The sequence below is a fragment of the Hyphobacterium sp. CCMP332 genome (genome assembly GCF_014323565.1).
In the GTDB taxonomy this organism is placed as follows: Bacteria; Pseudomonadota; Alphaproteobacteria; order Caulobacterales; family Maricaulaceae; genus Hyphobacterium.
The window spans coordinates 984022-1009285 of sequence record NZ_CP058669.1 but is presented as its reverse complement, the minus strand read 5'-3'; the positions used below and the strand labels follow the sequence as shown (position 1 = coordinate 1009285).

Sequence of the window (25264 nt, the reverse complement as noted above, 5' to 3'; positions counted from 1 at the left end):
CGGTTGCCGAGCTCGCTCGGCGCTCCTATAAGACGCGTCCCCTACAGCCGTTTTGATGGCTGTTCTCGAGTAAGGTTCGGAGCGTGGCGCAGCCCGGTTAGCGCACCGGTCTGGGGGACCGGGGGTCGCGAGTTCGAATCTCGCCGCTCCGACCATTTCCCCATTCTCTTTGTGGTTGGCGAGAGTGCATATTTGAGTCATGCTCCTTCCATCTAGAGGAGTGATCGATGCGTTTATTTTTATCCGGATTGTTGTTGTCGGTTTCGCCGGCTGCTTTGGCTCAGGAATTTCCAGCATGGGAGCTGGATCAGCCAGCCGCGGCCGAAATGCCCGGTGAGCTGGAGGTGGATAATCTGGACGTCGTCGCGGAACCCGTTTGGGATGTGCGGATATCATCCGGATTGACCACCATGATGACAGGCGAGGCGCTTCTGGTGCCGATGCCGGGCGGGCAGTCCTTCAATGGTCAGGTCGCGATGAATCGGCCGACTGCCTCTGGCGGTCGCCATCTGCAGATCGAATTTGATCAGCCGGGGGAAGGCGTCCTGATCCATGTCGGATTGAACGCGACTTACGGGCGTATCTGGACGGCTGGGGGCGAGTTCGTGATCGAGCCAGGCCCAACGGGCGGTTCAATAATGCGAACAGCCCCTGAAGAGCCGCTGTTTGACGACGGCATCACCGATGAAAGGATTCATGCCTTTTCCGGTATTGCGGAAGCCGACGTGGACGGCGTGCAGGCTGGATCTGACACGCTGGATTTTCTGTATTTTTACGACGCGGATATGATTACGACGCATGGCTGGGGACTGCCCGATCTTGCAGCGACTGATATCGGCAATCTGCAGACCGCGCTGACGACATCGGGCGTGCCCCTGTTTTCAGATCTGACGCAGCTTCAGTTCATGGATGTTGCCCAGAATTATCCCAGTGATGATTTGCTGAGCGATGCGGGCGGGCGCAATGGCATTTTCACGAATTTGCAGGCGCGAGTTGATGCGCTCGGGATTGACGTGATTTCGCTTAACCGGGTGTATGATTCAGACCGGGAGAATTTCTGCGGTCTGGGTTATGTCCATAATCCGACATCGGATTTCACCGGACGATCGCACATCAATGTTTGTCACAACGGGTTAACGCTTGCGCATGAAACAGGCCACAATATGGGTCTGGCCCATGGCATTGAAACAGATGGATCAACCGGCCGTCCCGTCGATTGGGCCCGGGGGTTCCGGATAGACAGTGCAAATGCCGAAGGTGGTATTTTTACGTCTGTGATGGCGTATGGCAGTGGCCGCCGGCCGCAATTTTCTGACCCGACAATTCGATGTCCGGAACGCGGCAGCGTCTGCGGCATTCCGCTGGACCCCGCCGATAACAGCGTGGGTTCCTTTGCCGCCGAGGCACTACGGCGATACGCGGTCGGCTTCCCGGCTCAGGCCATTCCAAACCGGCGTTTGCGATCCTCGGTCTTGCCCACGAGCCGCTTTGTAACCACCGGGTCTGCTGCAACGGCGTTCATGACCGTGATCAACCCCAATCAGGTTGAAGGCACAAATTGTATTATCGAGCACCATGGACCCAATCGGGAGGGATTCAGTTTCCAGCCGACGGATCCGGCGACCAATGCGCTCGTCGGTACCGCAGACACCCCTGTGAATATCCCGGCCGGTGGTGCACAGACTTTCCTGATTTCACTCACGCCCGCAGCCGATGTTACCGGCGTTCGTTTTGCGCCCTATGCATCGTGTGACAACGTCCCGATGGCCGAGGTGTCTCCGGGGCTGAACACCGTGGACCTTGGTGCCGATGCGGCCGGCGGACCCGATATTATTGCCTTGAGCGCGACAATTGGAAATAACGGCATTGTCGATGTTCCCGATGGCCGGCGCGGTGTGTTCTCGGTGGCAACGGTCAACCTGGGCGGCGCCGGCGAGGTGACGGTCAGCGCCCGGTCGCTCGATCCGGATTTACCGGCCACCGGGCAGGTTTGCCAAACAGATGCCGCGGGCGCCTGCCTTGCGTCGCCGGCGGATAGTCTGACACTGAATGTCGGACCGAATGACACGCCGACATTTGGCGTGTTTGTGCGAACAACCTATGCTACACCCTTCAGTGCGCGTCAGCGATTCCAGTTCCAGACGCAGGTCGGCGGCGTCATTCGCGGATCGACATCTGTTGCGGTCCGGGATGCGGCGGCGATTGTGCCTCCTGGTGCTGCGGCGCATGCTTTTTCCGTCACGGCCTTCGGGACGCAGACTGGAACCCTGGCAAGCCACGCGACCGGGTATTTTGACCGCTTCGAGATTGTATCACCGCCCGCTATGGGTAGCGTGGAACTGAATGCGAGCACTGGTAGCTACACCTATACTGCCGGCGCTTTGGGCGGCTCGGACAGCTTCACCTACCGCGTTGGTAATTCGAGTGGCTGGTCGCCTGCAATGGCAGCAACCGTCAATGTGACCGGATTACCGCTTCCGGTTGTCAGTGCATTTACGATCCCGGATGACACGGATGGAACATTCCAGGTCGATCTGGACGATCATGCTGATAGCAATATTGAAATTGATCGCTTTTTGCTGACCACGCCTCCCTCTGCGACGCATACATTCGATCCGCTAAGCGGCGTCCTGAGTATCAATCTACCGTCGGATCCGGGTTCCGTGACCTTCCAGTTTGCAGCTGAAAACCGGTCAGGGCAGGGACTTGCCGCCTCGGGCGAAGTGAATGTTGTCGCATATGACATCTGTGCTCCGGCCAATATCACCCGGTCGCGTTTGCAGAGGCGTCTTGGCGAGATCGATGTAACCACTTTCGGATCGGTGACGATGGCCGAGGCGGAATCTCTCGGAACCACGCTTTGCATGACGGAAACCGGGCGTGAAGCGGGACAATATATCAGGTTCCGGAACACGGATCGCCGTATTCAGGTTCTGATCTCTTTGGACAACACAGAATACGATATCTATATGGCGAATGACGGTGCGACGAATTGGGAAGCGATTTTCTCAATGTGCAAAGCACCGGGGCAAAGCCGGATGACGCCTTGCTAAATCCGGCTTCTGGTATCTCGCATGATGAGTCCCGATGAGATCATCAGGCCAAAGATTGCGGCTGTGAAAAAATAGAGGCCGGGCTGTTCCGTAATCCGGATCGCCCGGTCGCCTGACAGTGCAAATACGATCAGCCCGACGATCAGCACATCCAGCATCGACCATTTGCCCAGGCGGTCTGTCCAGACGAGGGCGCTTCGTCCGTGCGCCCAGCCGGCATTGATGGCGGCAAGGTATATCGCTTTTGCGATTGGAAACAGGATCGAGAAGATCAGAATCACCAGCCCCAGAAGATAGTTTTCATTTTCGAGTAGCGCCCGCGTGACGTCGATCAGGGAGTGCGCATCCGAAAAGAAAACCAATCGCCGCGTTTCCAGCATCGGAGTCAGGAGCCCGGCGGCCAGACAAACAGAAGACAGCAGGATCAGGAGCCGGGCGATAACGCCGCCACGTCCATGAGGGCGTTCAAGGGTTGCGTCTGTCATGGATGTCTCCCCCGTGTTTCACGTATCAGGCGAAACAAATGCGGCAGGACTAGGGCAAAAAAATGGGGCCACTCGGGAAGAGTGACCCCTTTTTTCATTCATGGATTGACGTCAGATTCCACTCATTTCAGCCACACGGGCGGTGCACCAGGCATCATCTCCGAGAAACTCTCCGGCGGCCTGTGCTCGCTTGTAGAAGAAACCGATTTCGTATTCATCGGTCATCCCGACACCGCCATGCATCTGGATGGCTTCGGATGCGGAAAGGCGCGAGACCCGCGTCGCGCGTCCCTTGGCAGCGGCAATCCAGAACGGTGCCTGCGACGGCGATTCGTCCAGCTGTCGCAGCGCTTTCACCACCAGCGACTCTGTCATTTCGACTTCCGTCAGCAAGTCTGCGGCGCGGTGCTGCAGGGCCTGGAATGAGCCGATTTTCTGACCGAATTGATCCCGTTCCTTGATATAGTCGATCGTGCGCGAGAAGGCTTCGACCGCAACTCCAAGTTGCTCGGCGGCAAGGCAGGCGCGACCGGCATAAAGGACAGCGTCCAGCAAAGCGGCGCCATCGTCGGTTTCTGACAACAAGGCATCGCCATCCAGTTTCACATCGTTGAAGTCGATATTGGCCGGAGCGTGGCTGTCGACCGAACGGCGAAGTGTCCGTTCGACCCCGTCGGCTTCCGGATCGACCAGGAAAAGACCGATAGACTCATCGTCCATGCGTGCGGCGACGATCAACATATCTGCACCGTTGCCACAGGCGACGAAGCGTTTCTGACCACTCAGGCGGAAGCCATTGCCATCTTTTTTGGCGCGGGTTTCGATATGCTTTGCGTCATGCCGGGCTTTTTCGTCCACCGCGAGGGCGTAGACTTTTTCACCCTCCGCTATCTTGGGAAGATGCGCCGATTTCTGGGCCTCGGTGCCGCCATAGCGCAGCGCTGTTGCACACAGGATTGACGACGCCAGGAACGGTGTTGCCGCAAGCGTCTTGCCCATTTCCTGGAGGATGATGCCAGCGGCCGTGTAGCCCATATCAACCCCGCCATACTCTTCGGGGATGACAATGCCGTTCCAGCCCATTTCTGCCATGTCTTTCCAGATGGCATGCCGGAAACCATCCTTGCAGCCTTCGTCGCGAAGGCGGCGAAGTTCGGAGACCGGCGATTTTTCAGCAAGAAAAGCCTGCGCACTGTCGCGCAGCATCTGTTCTTCTTCGGATAAAATATAGGTCATTTGATGATCTCCGATCAGCCGCCCGGCAGCTCAAGCACGCGCTTGGCCAGAATGTTCAACTGGATTTCAGACGTACCGCCCTCGATGGAATTTGCGCGCGACCGCAACCAGCTGCGCGCGGGATCGCCGTCTTCCGGATTATCGCCCTCCCAGAGAAGTCCGTCCGATCCAAGGGCCGACATGTTCAGCTCATGGCGGCGCTTGTTCAGTTCGGTCCCGTAATATTTCAGCATTGAGGCTTTCGCACCGACGCCTTGCCCGCCATCGGCTTGATCCTTGATTCGTTGAAGGGTGGTTTCAAAGGCCAGGGCGTCGATCGTCAGGCGAGCAATATCCGCGCGCAGGATCGGATCGGAGATACGGCCGTCCTCGTCGACTTCGCCTGACTGACGTGCGGCGGAAGCCGGGTTCATCTGTGCGCCGCTGCCACCGCCGGCAATATTCGCCCGTTCGTGCGACAGGAGGTATTTGGCAACATCCCAGCCGCGGCCGGCCTCATGGACAATGTTTTCCTTCGGCACTTCAACGTCGTCGAAGAAGGTTTCACAAAAGGGCGATTTTCCGGAGATCAGCTTGATGGGTTTGGTTGAAACACCGTCCCATGTCATGTCGATCAGCAGGAATGAGATTCCGAGGTGTTTTGGTGCGTCCGGCTCGGTGCGCACGAGCGCAAAAATCCAGTCGCATTCATCGGCATAGCTCGTCCAGACCTTCTGACCATTGACGACCCAGTGATCGCCCTTGTCGTCGCCCTTCGTGCGAAGAGCCGCCAGATCCGAGCCTGCACCGGGTTCGGAATAGCCTTGAGCCCAGCGGATTTCGCCGCGCGTAATTTGGGGCAGATAATGTTTCTTCTGCTCTTCCGTTCCGTATTTCAGAAGGGCCGGTCCCAGCATCCAGATGCCGAAGGAAATCAGTGCTGGCCGGGCCTTGATCCGGCTCATTTCCTCTTTCAGGATTTCGGCTTCTTCCTTGGAGAGGCCGCCGCCGCCATACTCTTCTGGCCATGTCGGACAGGTCCAGCCTCTGGATGACATGCGTTCCAGCCAGATCTTTTGATCGTCGCTGGCAAACTCGAAGCGTTTCCCGCCCCAGCAAATGTCTTTTTCCGACTTGATCGGCGTACGCATGGAGTCCGGGCAGTTGGCTTCAAGCCAGTCCCGTGTCTCGTTGCGGAAGGATTCCAGATTACTCATAATGCTCCCCATTGGTCTCTTTGTCTGGGTAAAGACTAGCGCGAGAATCCCGAGAGGCGAGCCCAATTTCCACCTGCGACGAATGATCACCGGGACTTGCCAAGCGGGGAAGGGCGGTTAAGTCGGATCGCGGAGGAATTGTCATGCCATTTGCCCGCCCCCAAACCAGCCACGCGATTTTTATCTGGTTGATGATTGTTGCCGCGATGGTGTCGGCCATGATCCTGATCGGCGGTGCCACCCGCCTGACCGATTCCGGTCTATCGATCACCGAATGGCGGCCGGTGACGGGTGCTGTGCCGCCGCTGACGGAGGCGGGCTGGCAAAGTGAGCTGGAGCTCTATCGCTCGACAACCGAGTACCAGCTGCAGAATCGCGGGATGAGCATGGAGGAATTCCAGTTCATCTACTGGTGGGAGTGGGGGCATCGCTTTCTCGGCCGTATGATCGGTCTGGTGTTTGCCGTGCCGCTGGTAATTTTCTGGGTCCGGGGCATGATTCCGGGGCGGCTCAAGACGCCGCTCATCGTTCTGCTTTTGCTGGGTGGGCTGCAAGGCGCGATCGGCTGGTGGATGGTATCCAGCGGTCTCGTGGACCGGCTGGATGTCAGCCAGTACAGGCTCGCCACACATCTGGGCATGGCCTTTGTCATTCTTGGTCTTACCATCTGGCTCGCGCTAGAGGCGCGATACGGTGTGAATTCCCGGAGCGCGGACCGAACGGCGCCATGGGCGGCCGGGTTCTGGGCCCTGGTCTTTCTGCAAGTCATTCTGGGGGCCTTTGTCGCGGGCCTGGATGCCGGACGGATTTTCACCACATGGCCATTAATGGAAGGCCGGCTGATCCCGGACGGATATCTGGGCGGGATGGGCTGGTTGCAGGCTGCGTTTGAAAGCCGCCCAGCGGTTCAATTGCATCACAGATGGACGGCCTATCTGGTGACGGTCTGCGCCTTGCTTTTCGCAATGGCGCTGTGGCGCAGTCGGGATTCGTCCTTGCGGGCAGGGGCCATCTGGGTGGGCGCGGCGACCGTGTTTCAGGTCGGGCTCGGGATCATGACACTTGTTCACGCGGCACCGCTTAGCCTGTCATTGCTTCATCAGGCTGGCGCGATTGCACTTTTTTCAATCGCGGCTGTTCTGGCCTGGAAAACGCGGCGTATCTAGTCAACGACAGTTATGCCGCGGGCAAAGGTTTCCCGTGCAACCAGACGGACCCTTCCATCGGCTTCATCAACAACCGCGACCAGTCCGCTTTGATAAGCGGCCCCGCCGTAAGATGATTCAGTCGTTGCTATCGCGCCGGGCTGGTCAACACCGGCGATCGAGAAGCCATCGCGAATAATTACATCGCCGATCATCTCCAGCGTCCGGCCATCCCGAATTTCGAGTGTCGTCGCATTGCCATCCGTCAAGATCAGGACCGGGCGTCCAAAAAATTCACCGGCAGCAAGATCGACCGCCAAGCCATCCAGCTGCTGCTCTACAGCGCCATCCGTGTTCAACCGGAAAATTCCGCCTGCAGGACCGGCGGCATAGATAAATCCGTTTCCAGCAGTGCAAGCTCGCACAGGTGAGGGCAAGTCAAACCGGGCTCTGCGGGTTGCACTGATCAATTCGCCACCCGTATCGGAAACGCGCCAGATTTCCGCTGTGGTACCGCGTGACAGGACCATCAGATCGACAAAGCCGATGCCTTCGCCAAGGCCGCAAACCGCTGCGATATCACCTTCCGGACCAATCGGCTGGATCGGTGCCTCAACCAGCTCAGGCCCGTTGCGCAACAAAGCGTAAGCCCGCACGAGATTGGTATCGCGATCCGCTCCAAACAGTAATGGCAAGGCTTCACCGCGGAGCTGAAAGCCCGGCGCGGACGCCAGGCCCCACAGACGCGGTCCGGTCATGCGATGAACCGCCTGGCCCTCGACGTTATAGAGATCAATTCCGCCCTCTCGCGGCGTCGTGGCCACCAATCCGGTCCATGCCGCATCGCCATCCGGTAGGAATGTAACTGCGGCCGTGCCCTCGCTGTCGACCGTTTCGACGATGCCGGTCGAAACCAGCTGGAGATAACCATCATCCTGAAGGCCGGGACTTCGGTCGGTGACCGTTTCAGTGTCGGACGCGGGCTCACAGGCGGCCACCAATAATGCGCTGCCGGCAATCAGCCCAAGTCGCGCCACGGTCCGCGGATGGCGAAGGTGCGTGATGGGCTCGATTGTACGTTGATGAAGAGAGTGCTTCCGTCCGGAGAAAAACATGGTCCACAAAACTCGCTGTATCGGCTGTTCTGGCTAAATGCGTTCCGGGCGATGGTATAGATACGACCAGCTGGCGTCACGCCGCGAATGTACTGCTCGCCGCCGCCATCTTCAGCGACGATCAGATCCCCCCATTGCGCGATCGTCAGATTATCACATTTGCCCATGACGTCTTCGCCGGGACTTTCGATAAAGAGTTCCAGCCGTGCCGGTTGATCGCTTTCGCCTGACAGACCTTCGCGCGATGAGGGGACATAGCGGAAAATCTGACCGGTCCTTGCGGCACCACCATCGGTGCAGGTGAAATAAAGCTCGTCCTCGCCAAACCAGATGCCTTCACCGCGCGTGAAATGGGCAGCGCCCATGGCTACGTGCCGCTCAGCCAGGTCCTCATCCGGATTGTGACCGTCGACGACATCGATCCACTCCACCGGCAAGCTGTCGCCCGGGCGCAGGGAGGTCCGGTCCCAGTTGCGGGTGTCGAAGCCGTTTTCTCCAATAATCTTCAAGGCTTGCAACCGCCCGCCTTCCGCCAGCTGTCCGGGGACGTTGGGTATGAAGCGATAGAAACAGGCAATGTCGTAGGCATCTTCGGTCAGATAGGCGATGCCATTGCCCGGATCGATGGCGACGGCCTCGTGACGGAAGCGGCCCATTTCTGTCAGTGGCACAGCCGCGACCAGTTCACGCGAGGCGGCCGGCACCTCGAAAACATAGCCATGATCGCGGGCAAGGTGTTCGCCGCGACGGTCCGTGGTTTCTTCACAGGTCAACCAGCTGCCCCAGGGCGTCGGGCCGCCGGCACAATTGTTATGTGTGCCGGCAAGTGAAAGAAAGTGCCGCTTCAACTCGTATGTGGCCGGGTCCAGCACAAGCGTGGTCGTGCCTCCCGGAAGCCCAGACAAGTCCTCGGCACGATCGTAAAGGCGGGTTTGATCGATCAGGCGAATTCGCTCTCCATCCGGGCCGAAAGGAGATTTTTCGAATTCGAATGGATGAAGTTCGTGATTGCGAACCAGCGTCAAACCATCGGGCGTTTCGAAAGCGGCCATGCCATCGAAATCACCCGGTGTGAACAGGCCGTCATCCATCTCGTCCCCCTCGGTCGAAATGACGGAATACGTAAATCCGGGCGGTAGATCGAGCAGGCCATTGGCATCCGGCACCAGGTTGATTGGTGCGACGTCGACGGTCACGCTTGAACCTCTTGTGCAGCCCGTCAGCGTGGCGAGACCTGTAAATGCCGCCGTTGCGGCGGCGCTGTTGCGCAGAAATTGACGTCGATTGAACATGAAACCGGCCTTCTTGAGATCGCTGGTTATCTACCCAGATCGCGCTCAGGAGAAAAGGGGCTCACAAAAACTTCGCATTTGGTACGGTATTTAGATACCGTAACCATAAATCATTGAAAATATTGCATTCTGAAATACATGTTGACGCAAATCGAACAGAGGCCTATTCCGCGCGCTCCATCAGACCGGCACTCGGTCGAAAGTTCGAGAGACTCATATGAAAACCTTTACCGCAAAGCCTGCGGAGGTGGTAAACAAGTGGATCGTCGTTGACGCTCAGGACGCCGTTGTTGGCCGCCTTGCTGCGTTCGTCGCCACCCGCCTGCGCGGCAAGCACCGCCCCGACTTCACGCCGCATGTTGATACGGGCGACCACGTGATTGTCATCAATGCCGACAAGGTCCGCTTCACCGGCAAGAAAATGGGTGACAAACGCTATTACCGCCACACCGGTCACCCGGGCGGTATCAAGGAAACGTCACCAGAGAAAATTCTGGGAAGCAAGCATCCGGAACGGGTCGTCGAGCTCGCCGTGAAGCGTATGCTGCCGAAAGACAGCCCACTGGCACGTGGTCAGTTCTCGAAGCTGCGCGTTTACGCCGGCACCGAGCATCCGCATGAGGCGCAACAGCCAGAAGTGATCGACTTCAAGTCGATGAACACCAAGAACGTCCGGAGCTAAGCCCATGTCTGACAATGCCCGTTCCCTGGAAGACCTCAAGGACGCTCTGAAAGAATCAGATGCGCCTGTCGTCGCGAATGAAAAAGAAGCCCTTCCCGAGCCGAAGATTGACGCTCTGGGTCGCGCCTATGCGACCGGCAAGCGCAAGGACGCGGTTGCCCGTGTCTGGATCAAGCGCGGTTCCGGAAAAATCGTCGTAAATGGCCGTGAGCAGGAAGTTTACTTCGCGCGTCCGGTTCTGCGGATGATGCTGCAACAGCCGTTTGAAGTTGCCGAGCGCAAAAATGAGTTCGACGTGATCTGCACCGTCAAGGGTGGTGGTCTGTCGGGTCAGGCTGGCGCGGTTCGTCACGGTATCTCGAAAGCCCTCAACCTGTTTGAGCCGGCGCTTCGCGGTCCGCTGAAAGCTGCAGGCTTCCTGACGCGTGACAGCCGCGTGGTTGAACGCAAGAAGTATGGCCGCAAGAAAGCGCGCCGGAGCTTCCAGTTCTCCAAGCGCTAATCCAACGCTTATACGCTAATCCAACGCTTATACTGTGTAATGCGGGCGGTCCTACGGGCCGCCCGTTTTCGTTTGGGCAAAGGCTTTTGCGATCAGGTCAAAGACGATCCGGACACGGCTGCTGGTACGCAATTCGCTATGCGTCACTAGCCAGGTCGGAACGGTGACTGAAAACGCCTCCGGCAAGACAGGCTCCAGCTCGTCAAAGTCTTCCGCAATCAATGTCGGCAAAACGCTGATACCGAGACCGGCACGGACAAGTTCCAGAATGACTTCACCGGAATCGCTGCGGTAATGCACGTCCTGACGCCGGATCGGCAGGCCGCGCTCGGCCAGCCCGGCTTCCACCCGGTCGGGCCGGTCAAATCCGATAAAGCTGAGCCCCGCCAGGTCCTCAAGCTTTTGCGGACGCCCGACATGATCCAGCCATGCCTTGTGGGCATAAAGAAAGGCGGGCATTTCATGCACCTGCCTGGCTATCAGGTCCGGGTGTTCGGGGCGCGCATGCCGTAACGCGATATCGGCTTCACGCTTGTTGAGATCGCGCACATCATTTGATGCACTGATCTCGATCTCGATTCCGGGAGCCTCAAGGGCGACAGCTTGCACTATACGGGGCAGGAAACGGGTCGCGGTGAAACTGGTCGCTGTGATTGTCACCAGCCCCTTAGCGGCAAGCGATTGTCCGGAGGCCACCAGCGAGACCCGCGTTGCCGCATCCGCCATGGCGCGCACATGATCCATGAGCTCGGCGCCTGCCGCGGTCAGCACCATGCCGCGCCGTCCGCGTTGAAAGAGGGTAATTTCCAACTGCGATTCAAGGGCCGTGATCTGACGGCTTAAAGTGGGCTGCGTTGAGCCCAGCGCCCGTGCTGCAGCCGAGAACGAGCCTTCCTCGACGGTCGCGAGAAAGGCCCGAATTTGATTCCAGTCAAAGTCTACAGCCTGCCAGTTCATACATTTATGTATACCTGAAAGTCTGAATTAGGCAATTTATCCCATGAATTCGTATGTGTAATCAGAGCTCCTGAGGGCCCCAACATACTGTTTGTGGGATAGATAACGAAAGACAGGACAAAGATCATGACGGATGCGGGATTCTGGAATCGCACGGCGGAAAAATACGCGGCCAGCCCGATTGGTGACGAGGCCGCCTATCAGGCCAAGTTGGAAAAGACCCAAGCGCTTTTGACGCCCGACAGCCGGGTCATCGAATTCGGGTGCGGTACCGGGACGACCGCGCTTTATCATGCGCCTTTCGTCAAAAGCATTCTGGCGACGGATATTTCGGAAAAGATGATCGAGATTGCCTGGTCGAAAGCACAGTCGGCGGGGATAGAGAATGTGACGTTCGAGGTGGCCGGACTGGACGCGCCCGAATTGACTGACAACAGCTTCGATATGGTCATGATGCACAGCCTGCTCCATCTCCTTAGGGAACGTGAGCCGGCGATTGGCCGCGCGTATGACTTGCTTAAGCCGGGCGGGTATTTTGTGGCCAGCACAGCGTGCCTTACCGGTTTCATGCGATTGCTGAAGCCCGCGCTTACGGTGGCGCGGTGGTTCGGAGCTTTGCCCTATGTCGCCTTCTTCAACCAGCGGCAATTGATCGCGGACCTGCGTTCAACCGGTTTCGAAATCGTTGAAGAATGGCTACCTGAGGGGCACAAGGCCGTTTTTACAATTGCAAGAAAACCCCTGGGCTGATCCGGCCCGCTTCAGGAGCCAACCATGTCCTCGACAGAAACACGCCACCAGCAGGCGGACAAGGATCGCGGTTCCGGATTTGCCGCCGAGATGGAGCGGGATGCCGCGCACCGGGAGAAAGCCCGGAGCGCCAAGCCGTTGCGGCGTCTTATCCCCTATGTCATGCGTTACCCGGCCCTGCTGGCGGCGTTCGCCGTGTTTCTGGTGCTGGCGTCCGGCCTGACACTGATTTTACCGGGGGCCTTCCGCCTTGTGGTCGATTGCGGATTTGGCGGAGCTCCGGATTCGCTCGCCTGCGAGACCTTTTCCATCGGTCCTGATCTGTCAGCCTACTTTCTGGCGGGCATGGCGGTGGCCTTCTGCCTGGCGATTGCCAGCGCGTTCCGCTTCTATTTCATCAGCCGGCTGGGCGAGCGGGTTGTCGCGGATCTGCGTCGCGCGGTCTTTGATCACCTCCTCACACTCAGCCCGTCCTTTTATGTCGATACGCGGACCGGCGAGGTGCTGTCGCGGCTGACAACAGATACAACATTGATCCAGACCGTGGTCGGCTCGTCGGTTTCGGTGGCGCTAAGAACAGTCGCGACGACGGTCGGGGCCTTGACGCTGATGATCTTCGTTAACTGGCAACTCGCCCTGATGGTGCTGGCCCTGGGGCCTGTTATTCTATTACCAATCCTGTTGTTCGGACGGCGGGTGCAGCGATTGTCCCGGGAGTCGCAGGACGAGCTGGCCAATGCGTCCGCGCGTGCCGGCGAAAGCCTGCAAGCGATTGAAACCGTGCAGGCGTTCACGCGGGAACCCGAGGAAAGTCATCGCTTTCGGGATGTTGTTGAATCGACGTTTGCAATCTCTCTGAAGCGCATCGGGGTTCGCGCGGTCATGACGGCGGTGATCTTTACCGTCATTCTGACCGGCCTGATCGCGGTGCTCTGGTTTGGTGCAGTGCAGGTCCAGGCCGAGGCGATTACGCCCGGCGCGATGACGCAATTTGTCATGTATGCCTTTGTGGCCGTCAGCGGTGTCGGCATGCTGACCGAAACCTATGCCGAAGTCATGCGGGCGGCTGGCGCGACGGAGCGCCTGATGGAATTGCTGTCTGCCCGGACGGATATTTCTGCTCCGGACAAGCCTGTGGCCTTTCCATCGCCAGTGCGCGGAGAGCTGAAATTCTCAGGCGTGACCTTTGCCTACCCGGCGCGGCCGGAGGCGATTGCGCTGAACGATGTCAGCTTCGATATTCAGGCTGGCGAGACCGTAGCGCTCGTCGGGCCGTCCGGTGCCGGCAAATCGACGATATTCCAGTTACTCCTGCGCTTGTATGATCCGGCCAGCGGGGAAATCGCACTGGACGGCGTAAATGCGAAATCTGTCGAGCCGCAGGAGCTCCGCCGTCAGTTGGCGGTTGTGCAGCAGAATGCACCGCTTTTCAGCGGTTCGGTTGCCGAGAATATCCGGTTTGGCGGACCCGATGCGAGTGATGAGGATGTCAGGGCGGCGGCCGTCGCGGCGAATGCGCATGATTTCATCATGGCGCTACCCGAGGGCTATGACACCCAGCTCGGTGAAAGTGCTGGCACGCTGTCGGGCGGACAGCGGCAGCGCATTGCCATTGCGCGGGCGGTCTTGCGGGATGCCCCGGTCCTGTTGCTGGATGAAGCGACGAGCGCGCTCGATCCGGAAAGCGAGCAGGTCATTCAGGCGGCCTTCGAGGCGGCTGCGAAGGATCGCACGACATTGATCATCGCGCATCGCCTGGCGACGGTCCGCAATGCCGACCGGATCATTGTGCTGGAGGATGGCCGGATCGCGGATCAGGGCACGCATGATGAATTGCTGGGCCGGGAAGGTGTCTACAAGCGCTATATTGAGCTGCAATTCGGACAGGCGTGACGAGGTTGGTTAGTCTATCCGGAGTTTATTGTTCGCGCTGCCAGACGGTTGAATTCCACTCCGAAAATGCGTTGCGACTTTGCCGGGTAACGATGTCGAGGACCATTTTATCGCCATCAAACCCGAGCCGTGTGCCAAGCTTGATCATGATGTCCGGATAGCCGTCCCACTCTTCGGTGAACGGATACTCTGCGCTAGTCGTAGCGAGCAGAAAGCCAATCGTATCATAAGTGATATCATCGCGTGCGAACGCATCGATTCGAATAATATCTTCAATCGGAACGATTTTCTCTCCATCGCTGTATTCAATTGAAACAATTCGATTGTTTAGCCGGACTTTTAGTTTCTCCGGCTTGCCAAAACAGCGTATCAAAAATTTGAGCATCAGCTCCTCACAAGCACATATTCGCCCGGAGCATCGCAGATCGGTTTCAGATTGCCATCGCCGGGCTGACGGGCGGGAACATCATCGCCCGAGCGTTCATATAGCCAGTCGCGCCACTCCTCCCACCAGGAGCCCGGCACTTCTGTTGCGCCGTCCAGCCATTGCTCGACCGTGTCCGGCAGGTCCTTGTTGACCCAGTGCTGGTATTTATTGGCGCCGGGATGGTTGATCACGCCGGCGATATGGCCTGAGCCCGCGAGCATGTAGCGAACCGGACCGCCAAAGAGTTTGGCGCCGCGATAAACAGACGGGTAGGGCGCGATATGGTCGTCCCGGCTGGCCTGCATGAAGATCGGCGTTGTGACCTTTGTCAGATCGAGCACCTTCCCGTCCATCTCGATCTCTTTTTTCGCAAGCCGGTTCTTGCGGTACATATTGTCGAGATACCAGAGATGCAGGGTTTGCGGCATACGGGTCTGGTCGGCATTCCAGTAGAGCAGGTCAAATGCCTGCGGCTGGCGGCCGAGCAGGTAGTTTGAAACGACGAAAGACCAGACGAGGTCATTGGACCGAAGAAGGTTGAAGGTGTCGGACATGGTGCGGCCGTCGAGTACACCGCCCTGAGCTTCCATGAGGCGATTGATCTCGTTGAACCAGGCATCGTCGACAAACAGGAGGAGGTCCCCTGCGAGCTCGAAATCGGTCTGGGCGGCAAAGAAGGTCGCTGACGCGATCTTGTCGCTTTCTCCGCGCGCCTCGAGCAAAGCGAGAGCGGAAGCGAGCATGGTTCCGCCGATGCAATAGCCCACCGTGTTGACGCTATCTTCGCCAGTGGCTTCCTTGACCTGATCGATGGCCACGAACAGGCCCTGCTCGATGTAATCCTGAAAGGTCTTGTTTTTCAGTTCCGGCCCCGGATTGACCCATGAAATCAGGAAAACGGTGAAGCCCTGCTGGGTGAGCCAGCGCACCATGGAATTCTTCTGACGCATATCCATGATGTAGAATTTGTTGATCCAGGGCGGGGCAATCAGTAGCGGGCGGGTTTTGACGGTCTCGGTGGTCGGCGCATACTGGATCAGTTCGAAAATTTCATTGCGGAAAACGACTTTGCCTTCAGTGGCCGCGAGATCCTCGCCTACCTTGAAACCTTCCATATCGGTCTGGGTGAGGGCCAGTCGGCCGCCGCCTTTTTCAAGGTCACTGGCCAGATTGGCGAGCCCCCGGGTGAGATTTTCGCCCTTGGACTGGACGGTGGCGCGAATGACGTCCGGATTGGTCAGCGCGAAATTGGTCGGTGCAAGCGCATCGACCATCTGCCTGGTCAGAAATTCGACCTTGCGCTTGACGGCCGGATCAACGCCTTCGACGCCATGGACGAGGCCCATGAGGAAATTCTGGTTTAACAGGTAGGATTGCTTGATCGCGTTGAAGACCGGGTTTTCCGACCAGTCTTCGCTGCGCCAGCGCTTGTCACCGGCATCGGCCTTGACGGTTTCATGGTCTTCGCCATCGACGAAGTGGCGCGCTGTATTACTCCACAGATCCAGATAGCCGGTCATCAAGCTGGCCTGTGCATTCATCAGCTTTTCCGGATCGGCGATGATTTTGGCCCAGACTTCGCCCAGCTCCGGCGTGGAGTTCACGGCCATCGTGTCGGGCATTTCCACCTTGCCTTCCAGCGCCTTGCGCATGGAATCCGACATCAGTTTCTGGCTTTTGAGCGCGGCCTGCATCAGGTTGCGGGACATATGATCCAGCGCCTCGACATCAGCGGTATTGAGCGTGCCGAACGGGTTGTCGGCCGGTGTTTTGCTGGCGTCCGGCTTTGGTGCCGTTTCAACCTTTTTTGCGGCAGCGGCCGTGGGCTTTTTCTTTGCCGCGGGTTTGCGGGCTTTCGGCTTGGACGTAGGTTTCTTGTCATTGGCCATGAAAAGCGTCCCTTTAATCTGTGCACGGGCGGGTGACAGCGATCACTGACAGCGTATAGATAGCCACAGCGGCGTCCAGCACCGGAGCACGGCTTTGAACCGAAAAATATTCTTTCTCTGCCCCCTGATACTGGCGGCGTGTACGACGCCTGATCTGCCGGGCGGGTTCGAGAGCGAGCAGAGCTGGTTTGATGCCCGCGTTGAAGAAGGCGCGAGTGCCGATAGTGCGCCCATCGGCATTCCGGATAAATCGCCGTCTATTAGTGCCGAGCAACTCAACGAATCTGCGCGCGAAGTTTTGCAAGCGCGGGATGATGTCTCTTCCGACGAACGCGCCACACGCCCACCCGTAGACGATACCGAATCCTATGCGGAAGAGGCGCGTCAACGCGCCGAACCGCCAGCCCCTATCGACTGATTATTTTTCCGGAGCCTGAAAACATGAGCGACGCCCGAAATCTTGAACGCCTTGCGCTGGACGCCGTCAGTGCCGCTGAAGCTGCTGCTATTGCGGCATCGGTCCTGATCGGGCGCGGTGACAAGGAGGCGGCCGACCAGGCAGCTGTCGACGCTCTGCGCACCGGCCTGAACGCCATGGCCATGAGAGGCCGGATTGTGATCGGCGAGGGGGAGCGCGATGAAGCACCCATGCTCTATATCGGCGAGGAAGTCGGCTCAGGCGAGGGGCCTGAAATCGACATTGCGCTTGATCCGCTGGAGGGAACGTCGCTGACTGCCAAAGGCATGGCGAACGCGCTGGCGGTTGTCTCGTTCGCACCGCGCGGCGGGCTGCTTTATGCGCCGGATACCTATATGGACAAGATTGCTGTCGGGCCGGGCCTGCCAGCGGGCGTGATCAATCTCGACCTGTCACCTTCGGAGAATGTCAGGGCCATCGCCAAGGCCAAGGGGGTCTCACCCGAAGACATTTGCGTCTGCGTTCTGGAACGCGAACGCCATGAGCATATCGTCGCCGACATCCGTTCTGTCGGGGCCCGCGTGATGATGATCCCGGATGGCGATGTGAATGGCGTAATCTCCACGACGATTCCCAAGACCGGAATTGATATGTATGTGGGTCAGGGCGGCGCGCCGGAAGGTGTGCTTGCGGCGACGGCGCTGCGTTGTGTTGGCGGCCAGATGGAAGCACGCCTGTTTTTCCGCAATGATGACGAGCGGGCACGTGCAGCCAAGACCGGCATCACCGACCTTGATCGCAAATATGATCTCAGCGAACTGGCCTCATCGGAGTGTCTGTTTGTTGCGACCGGTGTCACGCCGGGTGATCTTGTCGATGGAGTTCGCCGCAGTAACGGCCATGTCAGCACAGAAACACTGATCATGCAGTCTGCCGGGTCCATTGTTCGGCATATCAAGACGACGCGTCCGGAATAGGCGGCGGCATGGGCGAGAACTTCTCGGTTCAACAATCGCTTTCCGGCAAGGCCTGGCGCCTGCGAGACATTGATGATGAGGTGATATCAGACATCCGCCGGAAGGCCGGAGTGGATGAAATCGTCGCCAGAATGCTGGCGGCGCGCGGCATTACGCCCGATGAAGCCGAGGCGGTTCTCAGCCCGACCTTGCGGCACTTCTTTCCGGATCCGTCCGGTTTTCAGGATATGGACAAGGCGGCCTCGGCCATCTGGGATGCGGTCGAAGCGGGAAAAGTGCTCGCGGTATTTGCCGACTATGACGTTGACGGAGCCACGTCCGCTTCCCAGCTCATCCGCTATTTCCGGCAGATGGGACAAGCCATGCTGCTCTACGTGCCGGACCGGATCGAGGAGGGCTATGGCCCGTCTGCGGAGGCATTCGCCACGCTGAAGGCGCAGGGCGCACAGCTCGTCATAACGGTGGATTGCGGCGCGGCGGCGCATGAGCCGCTCAAGGCTGCGGCGGAAATGGGCCTCGATGTCGTGGTGGTTGACCATCACTTGATGGGGGCTGATTTGCCGCCCGCTCTGGCGATTGTGAATCCCAATCGCCCTGATGATACATCCGGCTGCGGGCATATGGCCGCTGCGGGCGTGACATTCGTCCTGCTGGCCGCGCTGAACCGGGAAGGCCGGCGGCGCGGCAAATTCGGGGATCAAGCCGAGCCCGATATTCTCAAGCTGGCCGACCTTGCCGCTCTGGGAACACTTTGCGACGTTGTCGCCCTTAAGGACATCAATCGCGCGCTCGTGTCGCAAGGCCTGAAAGTCATGGGGCAGTGGCAGCATGCCGGATTGAAGGCGCTCGCCGAGGTCAGCGGGCTGACCGGTGATCCGTCTGCCTATCATCTCGGTTTCCTTCTCGGTCCCCGGATCAATGCCGGGGGCAGGGTCGGCCGGGCCGATCTCGGAGCGCGGTTGCTTTCGAGTGATGATCCGGCGGAATGCATGGAAATTGCCGTTGAGCTGGATGCCCTGAATGCCGAGCGCAAGCAGATTGAAGCGGATGTTCTGGAGGCGGCGCAAGCGCAGATCATTGCCGCCGGTGAAACGGATGCGCCTTTACTGATCGCGCGCGGCGAGGGCTGGCATGCCGGTGTCATCGGGATTGTGGCCGGCCGTCTGAAAGAGCGTTTCGGCCGCCCCGCCATCGTGATCGGCACTGATAACGGTATCGGCAAGGGCTCTGGCAGGTCGGTTTACGGTGTTGACCTTGGCAGCGCGATCGCATCGGCCAAATCGATTGGATTGCTGATTGCGGGTGGTGGTCACCCGATGGCGGCGGGCCTGTCGGTTGCCGAAGAGCGGATTGATGAGTTGCAGACCTATCTGAGCGAAAGGCTGCAGCCGGAATGGGACGCCACCCATGCGGAGCGCGCCCTGATGCTCGATGCTGTGCTGACGCCTGCTGGGGCCACACTCGACCTCGCAGCGCGAATCATGGCGGCTGCGCCTTTCGGACAGGGGTTTGCGGAGCCGCGCTTTGTGCTGCCTGCTGTCCGGATCGCCTATGCCGAGCGTGTGGGGGCGGATCATGTCCGTTTCAGCCTCGCCGATGATGACGGTCAGCGAATCAATGGTATTGTATTCCGTCAGGCAGATCAGCCCATTGGCGATGCCCTGCTGGGCAATTCCGGAGGGCTCTGGCATGCAGCCGGGCGGTTGAAACTGGATGAATGGCGAGGAAATCGCCGGGTTCAGTTCCATCTGGAAGATCTGGCTGCGGCGAGCTGAAAAACTCTGCAAAGTGATGCTTGCGTGTCCGCGATGAAGTCGATATATCACGCCCTCCGATCGAGTGGTCCCTTCGTCTATCGGTTAGGACGCTAGGTTTTCAACCTGGAAAGAGGGGTTCGATTCCCCTAGGGACTACCATCGGGCTTCCAGACAGAGCTGAGGTTCCGGTTCACGACGATGCCCCGCGGCCCTTTCCCGTGGTGCACCATGCCGTGGCATCTACTACGGAAATTCGTCCAAGGAAATTAATTTAGCAATATCAATGCCCTCGCATTGGCGTTCATATTTATGAACGATTCGTATTCCCTTTCATGACGAATTGGTTACATTAATTCCCCTGACAGTTGTGTTGTGGGGGAGCGTCATGACAATAGAAGCGGATACCAGTCCGGAAGAACTGGCTTCAGTCATAGAAGGCCGCGTCAAATGGTTTGATCCCACGCGTGGCTATGGGTTTATCGAAACAAAAGATGGCCTGGGTGACGTGCTGTTGCATGCCAGTCGGCTACGCATGTCGGGTCGAATGACAGCGCCCGAAGGAGCTCACGTCAAATGCCTGGCGATCAGCGGAGACAAGGGCCGTCAGGCCGTTGAAATCATGTCACTGGAAGGCGGGGTCGCGGCGGAGCCGCGTCCACGACGGTTTCATCCCCGGCGTGAGCCGGATGCAGGCGTGAGTGCCGCTGTCGTGAAGTGGTTTGATGCCGATCGCGGATTCGGGTTCCTGGACGTTGACGGTGTGGATGGAGATGTCTTTTTGCACGCGGCGACATTGCGGCGTGCGGGCATTGATGAAGTCCATCCCGGCGAAACCATGCAAGCCCGGTGTACGGATGGCCCGAAAGGCATTCTCGCGGCGGAAGTCTACCCCAAACAATACGCCTGATATTACAGCCATCGGCAATTGCGAAAGACGCAGCCTCCGGCTAGCTTGCGCGGCATGAAACGCTTTCTGATTTTCGCGGTATTCGCACTCTTTGTGCCGGCCGCTTTCGCACAGCTGCCACCTGCACCTGTTGGCGATCCCGCTCATCCTGAAACCGTCATTGAATTCGGCGCGCCGGAAACCGTGATTGTCGAGACGCAGGACGGTGATGTTGTTTTCGAGGCCCTGATTGCCGACAGCGATACCGAGCGCCAGCGCGGCCTCATGTTCCGCGAGTCGCTGGCCGATAATGAAGGCATGCTGTTTGATTATCAGGAAGTGCAAACCGTTTCCATGTGGATGCGGAATACCCTGATCCCGCTCGACCTGATTTACATTGCCCCGAATGGTGAAGTTCTGAAGATCATTGCCAATGCCCGGCCCCATTCCTTGCGGTCCCTGCCTTCGGATTTCCCGGTTCTTGGCGTATTGGAAGTGCGTGGCGGGCTGACGCGCGATGCCGGAATCCGGCCGGGTGATATCGTGCGTCATGCGATATTTGACAATACGGAAGTCGCTGTATCTGAAGAGGATTCAGTTACAGATGAGGATGCAAATCCCGACGGCGATGTCGACGCAGATGTGCCCGCTGCACCTGAAGAAGAGTGATTGGCTTGCCAGCCCGGCAGGACATCACTAAACACCGCCTCACGAGAACGGGATTCATTTGTCGGGGCGTGGCTCAGTCTGGTAGAGCACTCGGTTTGGGACCGAGGGGTCGCAAGTTCGAATCTTGCCGCCCCGACCATTAATTCTGGAGGCCTTGCGGGCTATCATGTTTGCAAAGATTTACCGTCCTTCTCGGACCGCCATGCAGTCAGGTCAGGCCAAGACCCGGAACTGGGTTCTTGAGTTCGAGCCGTCCATGGCCAAACGCCCGGACCCGCTTATGGGCTGGAATTCGACAACCGATATGTCGGCTCAGGTTCGCCTGAAATTTGCCGAACTGGATCAGGCGGTCGCCTACGCAAAGAAATACGGAATTCCGTATCGCGTGACCGAAAAAGCGGACATTGTCCGCAAGCCGAAAACATACGCATCGAATTTTTCTGCTGACCGGAAAGAACCCTGGTCGCATTAAAGCCGGTTGGGTGCGGCCTGCCGCGCGCACGGCCCCGTAGCTCAACTGGATAGAGCACCGGACTTCTAATCCGACGGTTGCAGGTTCGAGTCCTGCCGGGGTCGCCACGCTTAGGCGCTGGCTTTTATTGCCTGTTCCAGATCTGCCCACAAATCCTCGACGTCCTCCAGGCCGATCGCCAGGCGGATCAGTGCGCCATCCCTTCTTGACCGGAATTGGCGGCGCAATTGCGGATCGCAATGCACGGCGAGGCTTTCATACCCGCCCCAGGAAAATCCGAGACCGAAAATTTTCAAGGCATCCAGAAAGCGCTCGCTTTGCGCGATATCCCATCCGGGAAATTCGATGGCGAAGACGCCCGCCGGGGCCGTGAAATCGCGCTGATAGATCGCGTAATCGGGATGGTCGGGCCGGGCAGGGTGGATCACGGCCGAAACGGCGGAGTGCTCCGCCAAGCGTTGCGCGATTTCGAGAGACGTTGCAGCGCTTTTTTCGAACCGAAGTGCCAGCGTTCGAAGACCGCGGAGTACGAGGAAGGCATCATCCGGCGAGACGTTGAACCCCATGCGCCATTCAGCGTCCTTCAGACGCCGGGCGGCATCGCCCCGCGCAACAACCGCGCCCATGATGACATCTGAATGGCCACCCATGTATTTGGTCAGGGACTGGGCGGCATAATCTGCGCCCAGGTCGAGCATGTTGGCATTCAGACCGGCTGACCAGGTGTCATCGACCATGACGCGGGCCCCCACTTTTGCGGCGGCCTTCGTGATGGCGGGGATATCCTGAACCTCGAAGGTCAGCGAGCCGGGCGACTCGCAGAATACCAATTGCGTGTTCTGTTTCAGCCGATCTCTGATCCCGGCACCGATCCGGGGGTCGTAGTATTCAACGTCGATGCCCCAGCGGGTGACGGTATCCGACAGAAACATGCGCGTCGGGCCATACAGGCTGTCTGAAGCCAGCAAATGCCCACCGGCTTTCACCTCTGCGATGGCCGTCAGTGTCATGGCGGACAAGCCGGATGGCGCCAGCGCGCAATAGTCGGCCTTCTGCATTTCGCAAAGTGCATGGCGCAATGCATTCTGACTATCGGTTCCAAATCGCCCGTAAAGCGGCGTACCATCTGGCCGGTTATAGAGTTCGTGTGCCGTGCCCGCGAGGATGGTCGAAGCGCGGTTGACCGAAGCGTTTACGGATCGGGTTCCGTGGTGTGCGCGGCCGGCACGCGATAATTGGGTGTCGCGCTTCATTCGATTCCCCGTTAAACACATTCTCAGGTTCCGCTTATTCAATAGGAGTTTTGTCCCGGTGTCGCCCCTATCCTTCTTGTCTCCGCGCCGACTGCGAGAAGCCGCTGTCGTTATGCTGGGCGGTCTGGCGGGGTTCGCGCTGGACACAGGTGAGGTCGCGCAGTCCGGTGCCACATTGCGGGTTATCGAGACGAGAGGCGAACTTCTCTGCGGTGTGGATGGTGGGCTGACCGGATTTGCCCAGCAGCAGGATGATGGACGCTGGACCGGTTTTGATACCGATATCTGCCGGGCCTATGCGGCGGCCATTCTCGGGGATGCGGATGATGTGCGTTTTGTGCCCGTCACCACCGCCGAACGATTCACCGCACTTGCAGATGGCGAGATCGATATTCTCGTGCGGAATACCAGCTGGACGTTTGCGCGCGATGTCGGGGAAGGGTTCGACTTTGCCGGAATTGCCTATTTTGACGGGCAGGGCTTCATGGTGCCTGCGGATCTGGGCATTTCGAGTGCGCGCGACATCAATGGGGCCCGGATATGTGTTCAGGGCAGCACCACAACGGCGCTCAATCTGGAAGATTTCATTGCGGCCAACACGCTCAATGTCGAGGTCATTGAATACCCGACGGCGCAGGCCGGCCTCGATGGCTATGCTGGCGGCGAATGTGATGTCTACACAAATGACCTGTCGTCACTGGCCGGGCTTCGCGTCAGCCTGGAGACGCCATCGGATCATATCCTGTTGCCGGACGTCATCTCCAAGGAGCCCCTCGGGCCGGTCATCCGCTCGGGCGACTCGCAATTTCTCGATATTTCGCGGTGGGTGTTGTTTTCGCTTATTGCGGCTGAGGAATTCGGTGTGACGTCTGCCAATGTGGATAGCGTTTCGGAAACAAGCACCAACCGGGAAATCAGGCGATTGCTGGGCGTCGAGGATGATTTTGGCGAACGCCTCGGGCTGGAGCCGGATTTTGCGGCGGTGATGCTGCGGGCCACCGGCAATTATGGCGATATATTTGATCGAAACCTGGGGCAGGGTTCCGAGTTGGGTTTAAGGCGGGGGCTTAATTCCCAATGGACGGAAGGCGGGTTGCTGTATTCGCCGCCCTTCCGCTAACCGTCCAGCCAGGCTGGCACGGGCAGGCCCTTTTCGCGTAGAAAATCTGGGTTGTAGAGCTTGCTCTGGTAGCGGGAACCGTGATCGCAAAGGATGGTCACGATGGTATGGCCCGGGCCCATGTCTTTTGCGAGACGAATAGCACCAGCAATATTCACGCCTGCCGAGCCGCCGAGGCAAAGCCCTTCGTCCTGCACGAGGTCGAACAGGATTGGCAGGGCTTCTTCATCCGAAATCCGGTAGGCTTTATCGACGATGACATTCTCGAGATTCTTCGTGATGCGGCTCTGTCCGATGCCTTCGGTGATGGATGTGCCCGAGGCGCATAATTCGCCCTCCGCATAAAAGCCATAGAGCGCCGCTCCGCCTGGATCCGCCAGACCGATCCGGATATCGGGGTTTCGTTCCTTGAATGCCATGGAAACGCCGCCCAGCGTGCCGCCCGAACCCACAGCGCAAATAAACCCGTCGACCTTGCCATCAAGCTGATCCCAGATTTCCGGCGCCGTTGTGTCGTAATGAGTTTTCCGATTGTCTGTATTGTCGAACTGATTGGCCCATATGGCGCCATTCGGCTCCGTCCGGTTCAGTTCTTCGGCCAGCTGGCCGGAATACCGCGCATAGTGGTTGGGATTGGCGTAAGGCACCGCATCGACTTCGATGAGTTCGGCACCCATGAGGCGAATGGCGTCCTTTTTTTCCCTCGACTGAGTGCGCGGAAAAACGATCACGACGCGATATCCCAGTGCCGCCCCGACCATGGCCAAACCAATGCCGGTATTGCCGGCGGTGCCCTCAACAATCGTGCCACCGGGCTTCAAGGCACCGGACTTTGCGGCTTCGCGGATAATACCGAGCGCGGCACGATCCTTGATGGATCCTCCCGGGTTCATGAACTCGGCTTTTCCCCATATTTCGCAGCCGGTTTCGCGTGAGGCTTTTTCCAGTCGAAGCAGAGGCGTATTGCCAATGAGATCAATAATATTCCGGGCGTTTGTCATCGGGCCATCCTGTTCGGTGCACTGAAAGTAAGGGGGGCACAATAACGCTGCAAGGATTGCCTGCGTAATGTGATCCGGAAATGCCGCGA

Annotated in this window: 23 protein-coding genes and 4 tRNA genes; 17 read left to right on the top strand and 10 right to left on the bottom strand. The window is 58.5% G+C overall.

The annotated features are described in order from the left end of the window. The first annotated feature begins 77 nt into the window (after positions 1–77). Both HXX25_RS05090 and HXX25_RS05085 read left to right on the top strand, forming a co-directional pair. Positions 78–155: transfer RNA gene (locus HXX25_RS05090), tRNA-Pro, on the top strand. Between the two features lie 72 nt (positions 156–227). After that, positions 228–3053 carry a reprolysin-like metallopeptidase gene (locus HXX25_RS05085; protein WP_187167422.1) on the top strand — a complete coding sequence of 942 codons (2826 nt, stop codon included), beginning with the start codon at positions 228–230 and terminating at the stop codon, positions 3051–3053. Here the strand turns inward: HXX25_RS05085 and HXX25_RS05080 are convergent. The 3 genes from HXX25_RS05080 to HXX25_RS05070 all read right to left on the bottom strand — a co-directional run bounded on the left by HXX25_RS05080 (position 3050) and on the right by HXX25_RS05070 (position 5970). Beyond that, entirely contained in the window at positions 3050–3538 is a 489-nt protein-coding gene (locus HXX25_RS05080) for a paraquat-inducible protein A (protein WP_187167421.1), read from the bottom strand. The two genes, HXX25_RS05085 and HXX25_RS05080, sit on opposite strands and share 4 nt — an antisense overlap. 111 nt (positions 3539–3649) lie before the next feature. After that, complete coding sequence (locus tag HXX25_RS05075) at positions 3650–4774, bottom strand: acyl-CoA dehydrogenase family protein (RefSeq protein WP_187167420.1); 1125 nt, start codon at positions 4772–4774, stop codon at positions 3650–3652. A gap of 14 nt (positions 4775–4788) precedes the next feature. Then, positions 4789–5970 (bottom strand): acyl-CoA dehydrogenase family protein, encoded by a 1182-nt coding sequence (locus tag HXX25_RS05070; RefSeq protein WP_187167419.1) that lies wholly within the window; start codon positions 5968–5970, stop codon positions 4789–4791. Positions 5971–6113: 143 nt separating this feature from the next. Between HXX25_RS05070 and HXX25_RS05065 the strand changes: the two genes are divergently transcribed. Further along, entirely contained in the window at positions 6114–7136 is a 1023-nt protein-coding gene (locus HXX25_RS05065; protein ID WP_187167418.1) for a COX15/CtaA family protein, read from the top strand. Here the strand turns inward: HXX25_RS05065 and HXX25_RS05060 are convergent. Together HXX25_RS05060 and HXX25_RS05055 are read right to left on the bottom strand one after the other, a co-directional pair. Then, on the bottom strand, positions 7133–8152 hold the full coding sequence (locus HXX25_RS05060) for a hypothetical protein (protein WP_187167417.1): 1020 nt from the start codon (positions 8150–8152) through the stop codon (positions 7133–7135). The two genes, HXX25_RS05065 and HXX25_RS05060, sit on opposite strands and share 4 nt — an antisense overlap. Further along, positions 8134–9522, bottom strand: a complete 1389-nt coding sequence (locus tag HXX25_RS05055; protein WP_187167416.1) for an alkaline phosphatase PhoX — start codon at positions 9520–9522, stop codon at positions 8134–8136. The genes HXX25_RS05060 and HXX25_RS05055 overlap by 19 nt, the downstream gene beginning before the upstream one ends. A 217-nt stretch (positions 9523–9739) precedes the next feature. On the opposite strand from HXX25_RS05055, the gene rplM reads away from it, so the two are divergent. Both rplM and rpsI read left to right on the top strand, forming a co-directional pair. After that, positions 9740–10204 carry a 50S ribosomal protein L13 gene (rplM, locus tag HXX25_RS05050; RefSeq protein ID WP_187167415.1) on the top strand — a complete coding sequence of 155 codons (465 nt, stop codon included), beginning with the start codon at positions 9740–9742 and terminating at the stop codon, positions 10202–10204. Positions 10205–10208: 4 nt separating this feature from the next. Next, positions 10209–10706 carry a 30S ribosomal protein S9 gene (gene rpsI, locus HXX25_RS05045; protein ID WP_187167414.1) on the top strand — a complete coding sequence of 166 codons (498 nt, stop codon included), beginning with the start codon at positions 10209–10211 and terminating at the stop codon, positions 10704–10706. Between the two features lie 51 nt (positions 10707–10757). Here the strand turns inward: rpsI and HXX25_RS05040 are convergent, their stop codons facing one another. Then, the gene (locus tag HXX25_RS05040) at positions 10758–11663 is read right to left on the bottom strand and encodes a LysR family transcriptional regulator (protein WP_187167413.1); all 906 of its coding nucleotides are present in this window, start codon (positions 11661–11663) and stop codon (positions 10758–10760) included. A 126-nt stretch (positions 11664–11789) separates the two neighbouring features. Here HXX25_RS05040 and HXX25_RS05035 point away from each other — a divergent pair, with 126 nt between their 5' ends. Together HXX25_RS05035 and HXX25_RS05030 are read left to right on the top strand one after the other, a co-directional pair. Next, positions 11790–12413 carry a class I SAM-dependent methyltransferase gene (locus HXX25_RS05035; protein WP_187167412.1) on the top strand — a complete coding sequence of 208 codons (624 nt, stop codon included), beginning with the start codon at positions 11790–11792 and terminating at the stop codon, positions 12411–12413. Positions 12414–12437: 24 nt separating this feature from the next. Then, complete coding sequence (locus HXX25_RS05030; RefSeq protein WP_233346893.1) at positions 12438–14306, top strand: ABC transporter transmembrane domain-containing protein; 1869 nt, start codon at positions 12438–12440, stop codon at positions 14304–14306. Positions 14307–14331: 25 nt separating this feature from the next. On the opposite strand, the gene HXX25_RS05025 is transcribed toward HXX25_RS05030, so the two are convergent. Both HXX25_RS05025 and phaC read right to left on the bottom strand, forming a co-directional pair. After that, positions 14332–14691, bottom strand: a complete 360-nt coding sequence (locus HXX25_RS05025) for a hypothetical protein (RefSeq protein WP_187167411.1) — start codon at positions 14689–14691, stop codon at positions 14332–14334. Next, the gene (gene phaC, locus HXX25_RS05020) at positions 14691–16622 is read right to left on the bottom strand and encodes a class I poly(R)-hydroxyalkanoic acid synthase (protein ID WP_187167410.1); all 1932 of its coding nucleotides are present in this window, start codon (positions 16620–16622) and stop codon (positions 14691–14693) included. The genes HXX25_RS05025 and phaC overlap by 1 nt, the downstream gene beginning before the upstream one ends. Positions 16623–16716: 94 nt before the next feature. Here phaC and HXX25_RS05015 point away from each other — a divergent pair, with 94 nt between their 5' ends. The 9 genes from HXX25_RS05015 to HXX25_RS04975 all read left to right on the top strand — a co-directional run bounded on the left by HXX25_RS05015 (position 16717) and on the right by HXX25_RS04975 (position 21908). After that, entirely contained in the window at positions 16717–17040 is a 324-nt protein-coding gene (locus HXX25_RS05015; RefSeq protein ID WP_187167409.1) for a hypothetical protein, read from the top strand. 23 nt (positions 17041–17063) lie between these two features. After that, positions 17064–18017, top strand: a complete 954-nt coding sequence (gene glpX / locus HXX25_RS05010; RefSeq protein WP_187167408.1) for a class II fructose-bisphosphatase — start codon at positions 17064–17066, stop codon at positions 18015–18017. An 8-nt stretch (positions 18018–18025) separates the two neighbouring features. After that, positions 18026–19792 (top strand): single-stranded-DNA-specific exonuclease RecJ, encoded by a 1767-nt coding sequence (gene recJ / locus HXX25_RS05005; protein ID WP_187167407.1) that lies wholly within the window; start codon positions 18026–18028, stop codon positions 19790–19792. 66 nt (positions 19793–19858) lie between these two features. Then, positions 19859–19933, top strand: a tRNA-Glu gene (locus tag HXX25_RS05000). 226 nt (positions 19934–20159) lie between these two features. Continuing rightward, positions 20160–20681, top strand: a complete 522-nt coding sequence (locus tag HXX25_RS04995; protein WP_187167406.1) for a cold shock domain-containing protein — start codon at positions 20160–20162, stop codon at positions 20679–20681. Between the two features lie 54 nt (positions 20682–20735). After that, entirely contained in the window at positions 20736–21329 is a 594-nt protein-coding gene (locus HXX25_RS04990) for a DUF192 domain-containing protein (protein WP_187167405.1), read from the top strand. A gap of 62 nt (positions 21330–21391) precedes the next feature. Further along, positions 21392–21468: transfer RNA gene (locus HXX25_RS04985), tRNA-Pro, on the top strand. Positions 21469–21495: 27 nt separating this feature from the next. Then, complete coding sequence (locus tag HXX25_RS04980) at positions 21496–21801, top strand: ETC complex I subunit (RefSeq protein ID WP_187167404.1); 306 nt, start codon at positions 21496–21498, stop codon at positions 21799–21801. 30 nt (positions 21802–21831) lie between these two features. Beyond that, positions 21832–21908: transfer RNA gene (locus HXX25_RS04975), tRNA-Arg, on the top strand. A 3-nt stretch (positions 21909–21911) separates the two neighbouring features. On the opposite strand, the gene metC is transcribed toward HXX25_RS04975, so the two are convergent. After that, positions 21912–23054 carry a cystathionine beta-lyase gene (gene metC, locus HXX25_RS04970; protein ID WP_187167403.1) on the bottom strand — a complete coding sequence of 381 codons (1143 nt, stop codon included), beginning with the start codon at positions 23052–23054 and terminating at the stop codon, positions 21912–21914. A gap of 112 nt (positions 23055–23166) precedes the next feature. On the opposite strand from metC, the gene HXX25_RS04965 reads away from it, so the two are divergent. Then, complete coding sequence (locus HXX25_RS04965; protein ID WP_187167402.1) at positions 23167–24174, top strand: amino acid ABC transporter substrate-binding protein; 1008 nt, start codon at positions 23167–23169, stop codon at positions 24172–24174. On the opposite strand, the gene HXX25_RS04960 is transcribed toward HXX25_RS04965, so the two are convergent. Beyond that, positions 24171–25175 carry a cysteine synthase A gene (locus HXX25_RS04960; RefSeq protein WP_187167401.1) on the bottom strand — a complete coding sequence of 335 codons (1005 nt, stop codon included), beginning with the start codon at positions 25173–25175 and terminating at the stop codon, positions 24171–24173. The genes HXX25_RS04965 and HXX25_RS04960 overlap by 4 nt on opposite strands. Between the last annotated feature and the right edge of the window lie 89 nt (positions 25176–25264).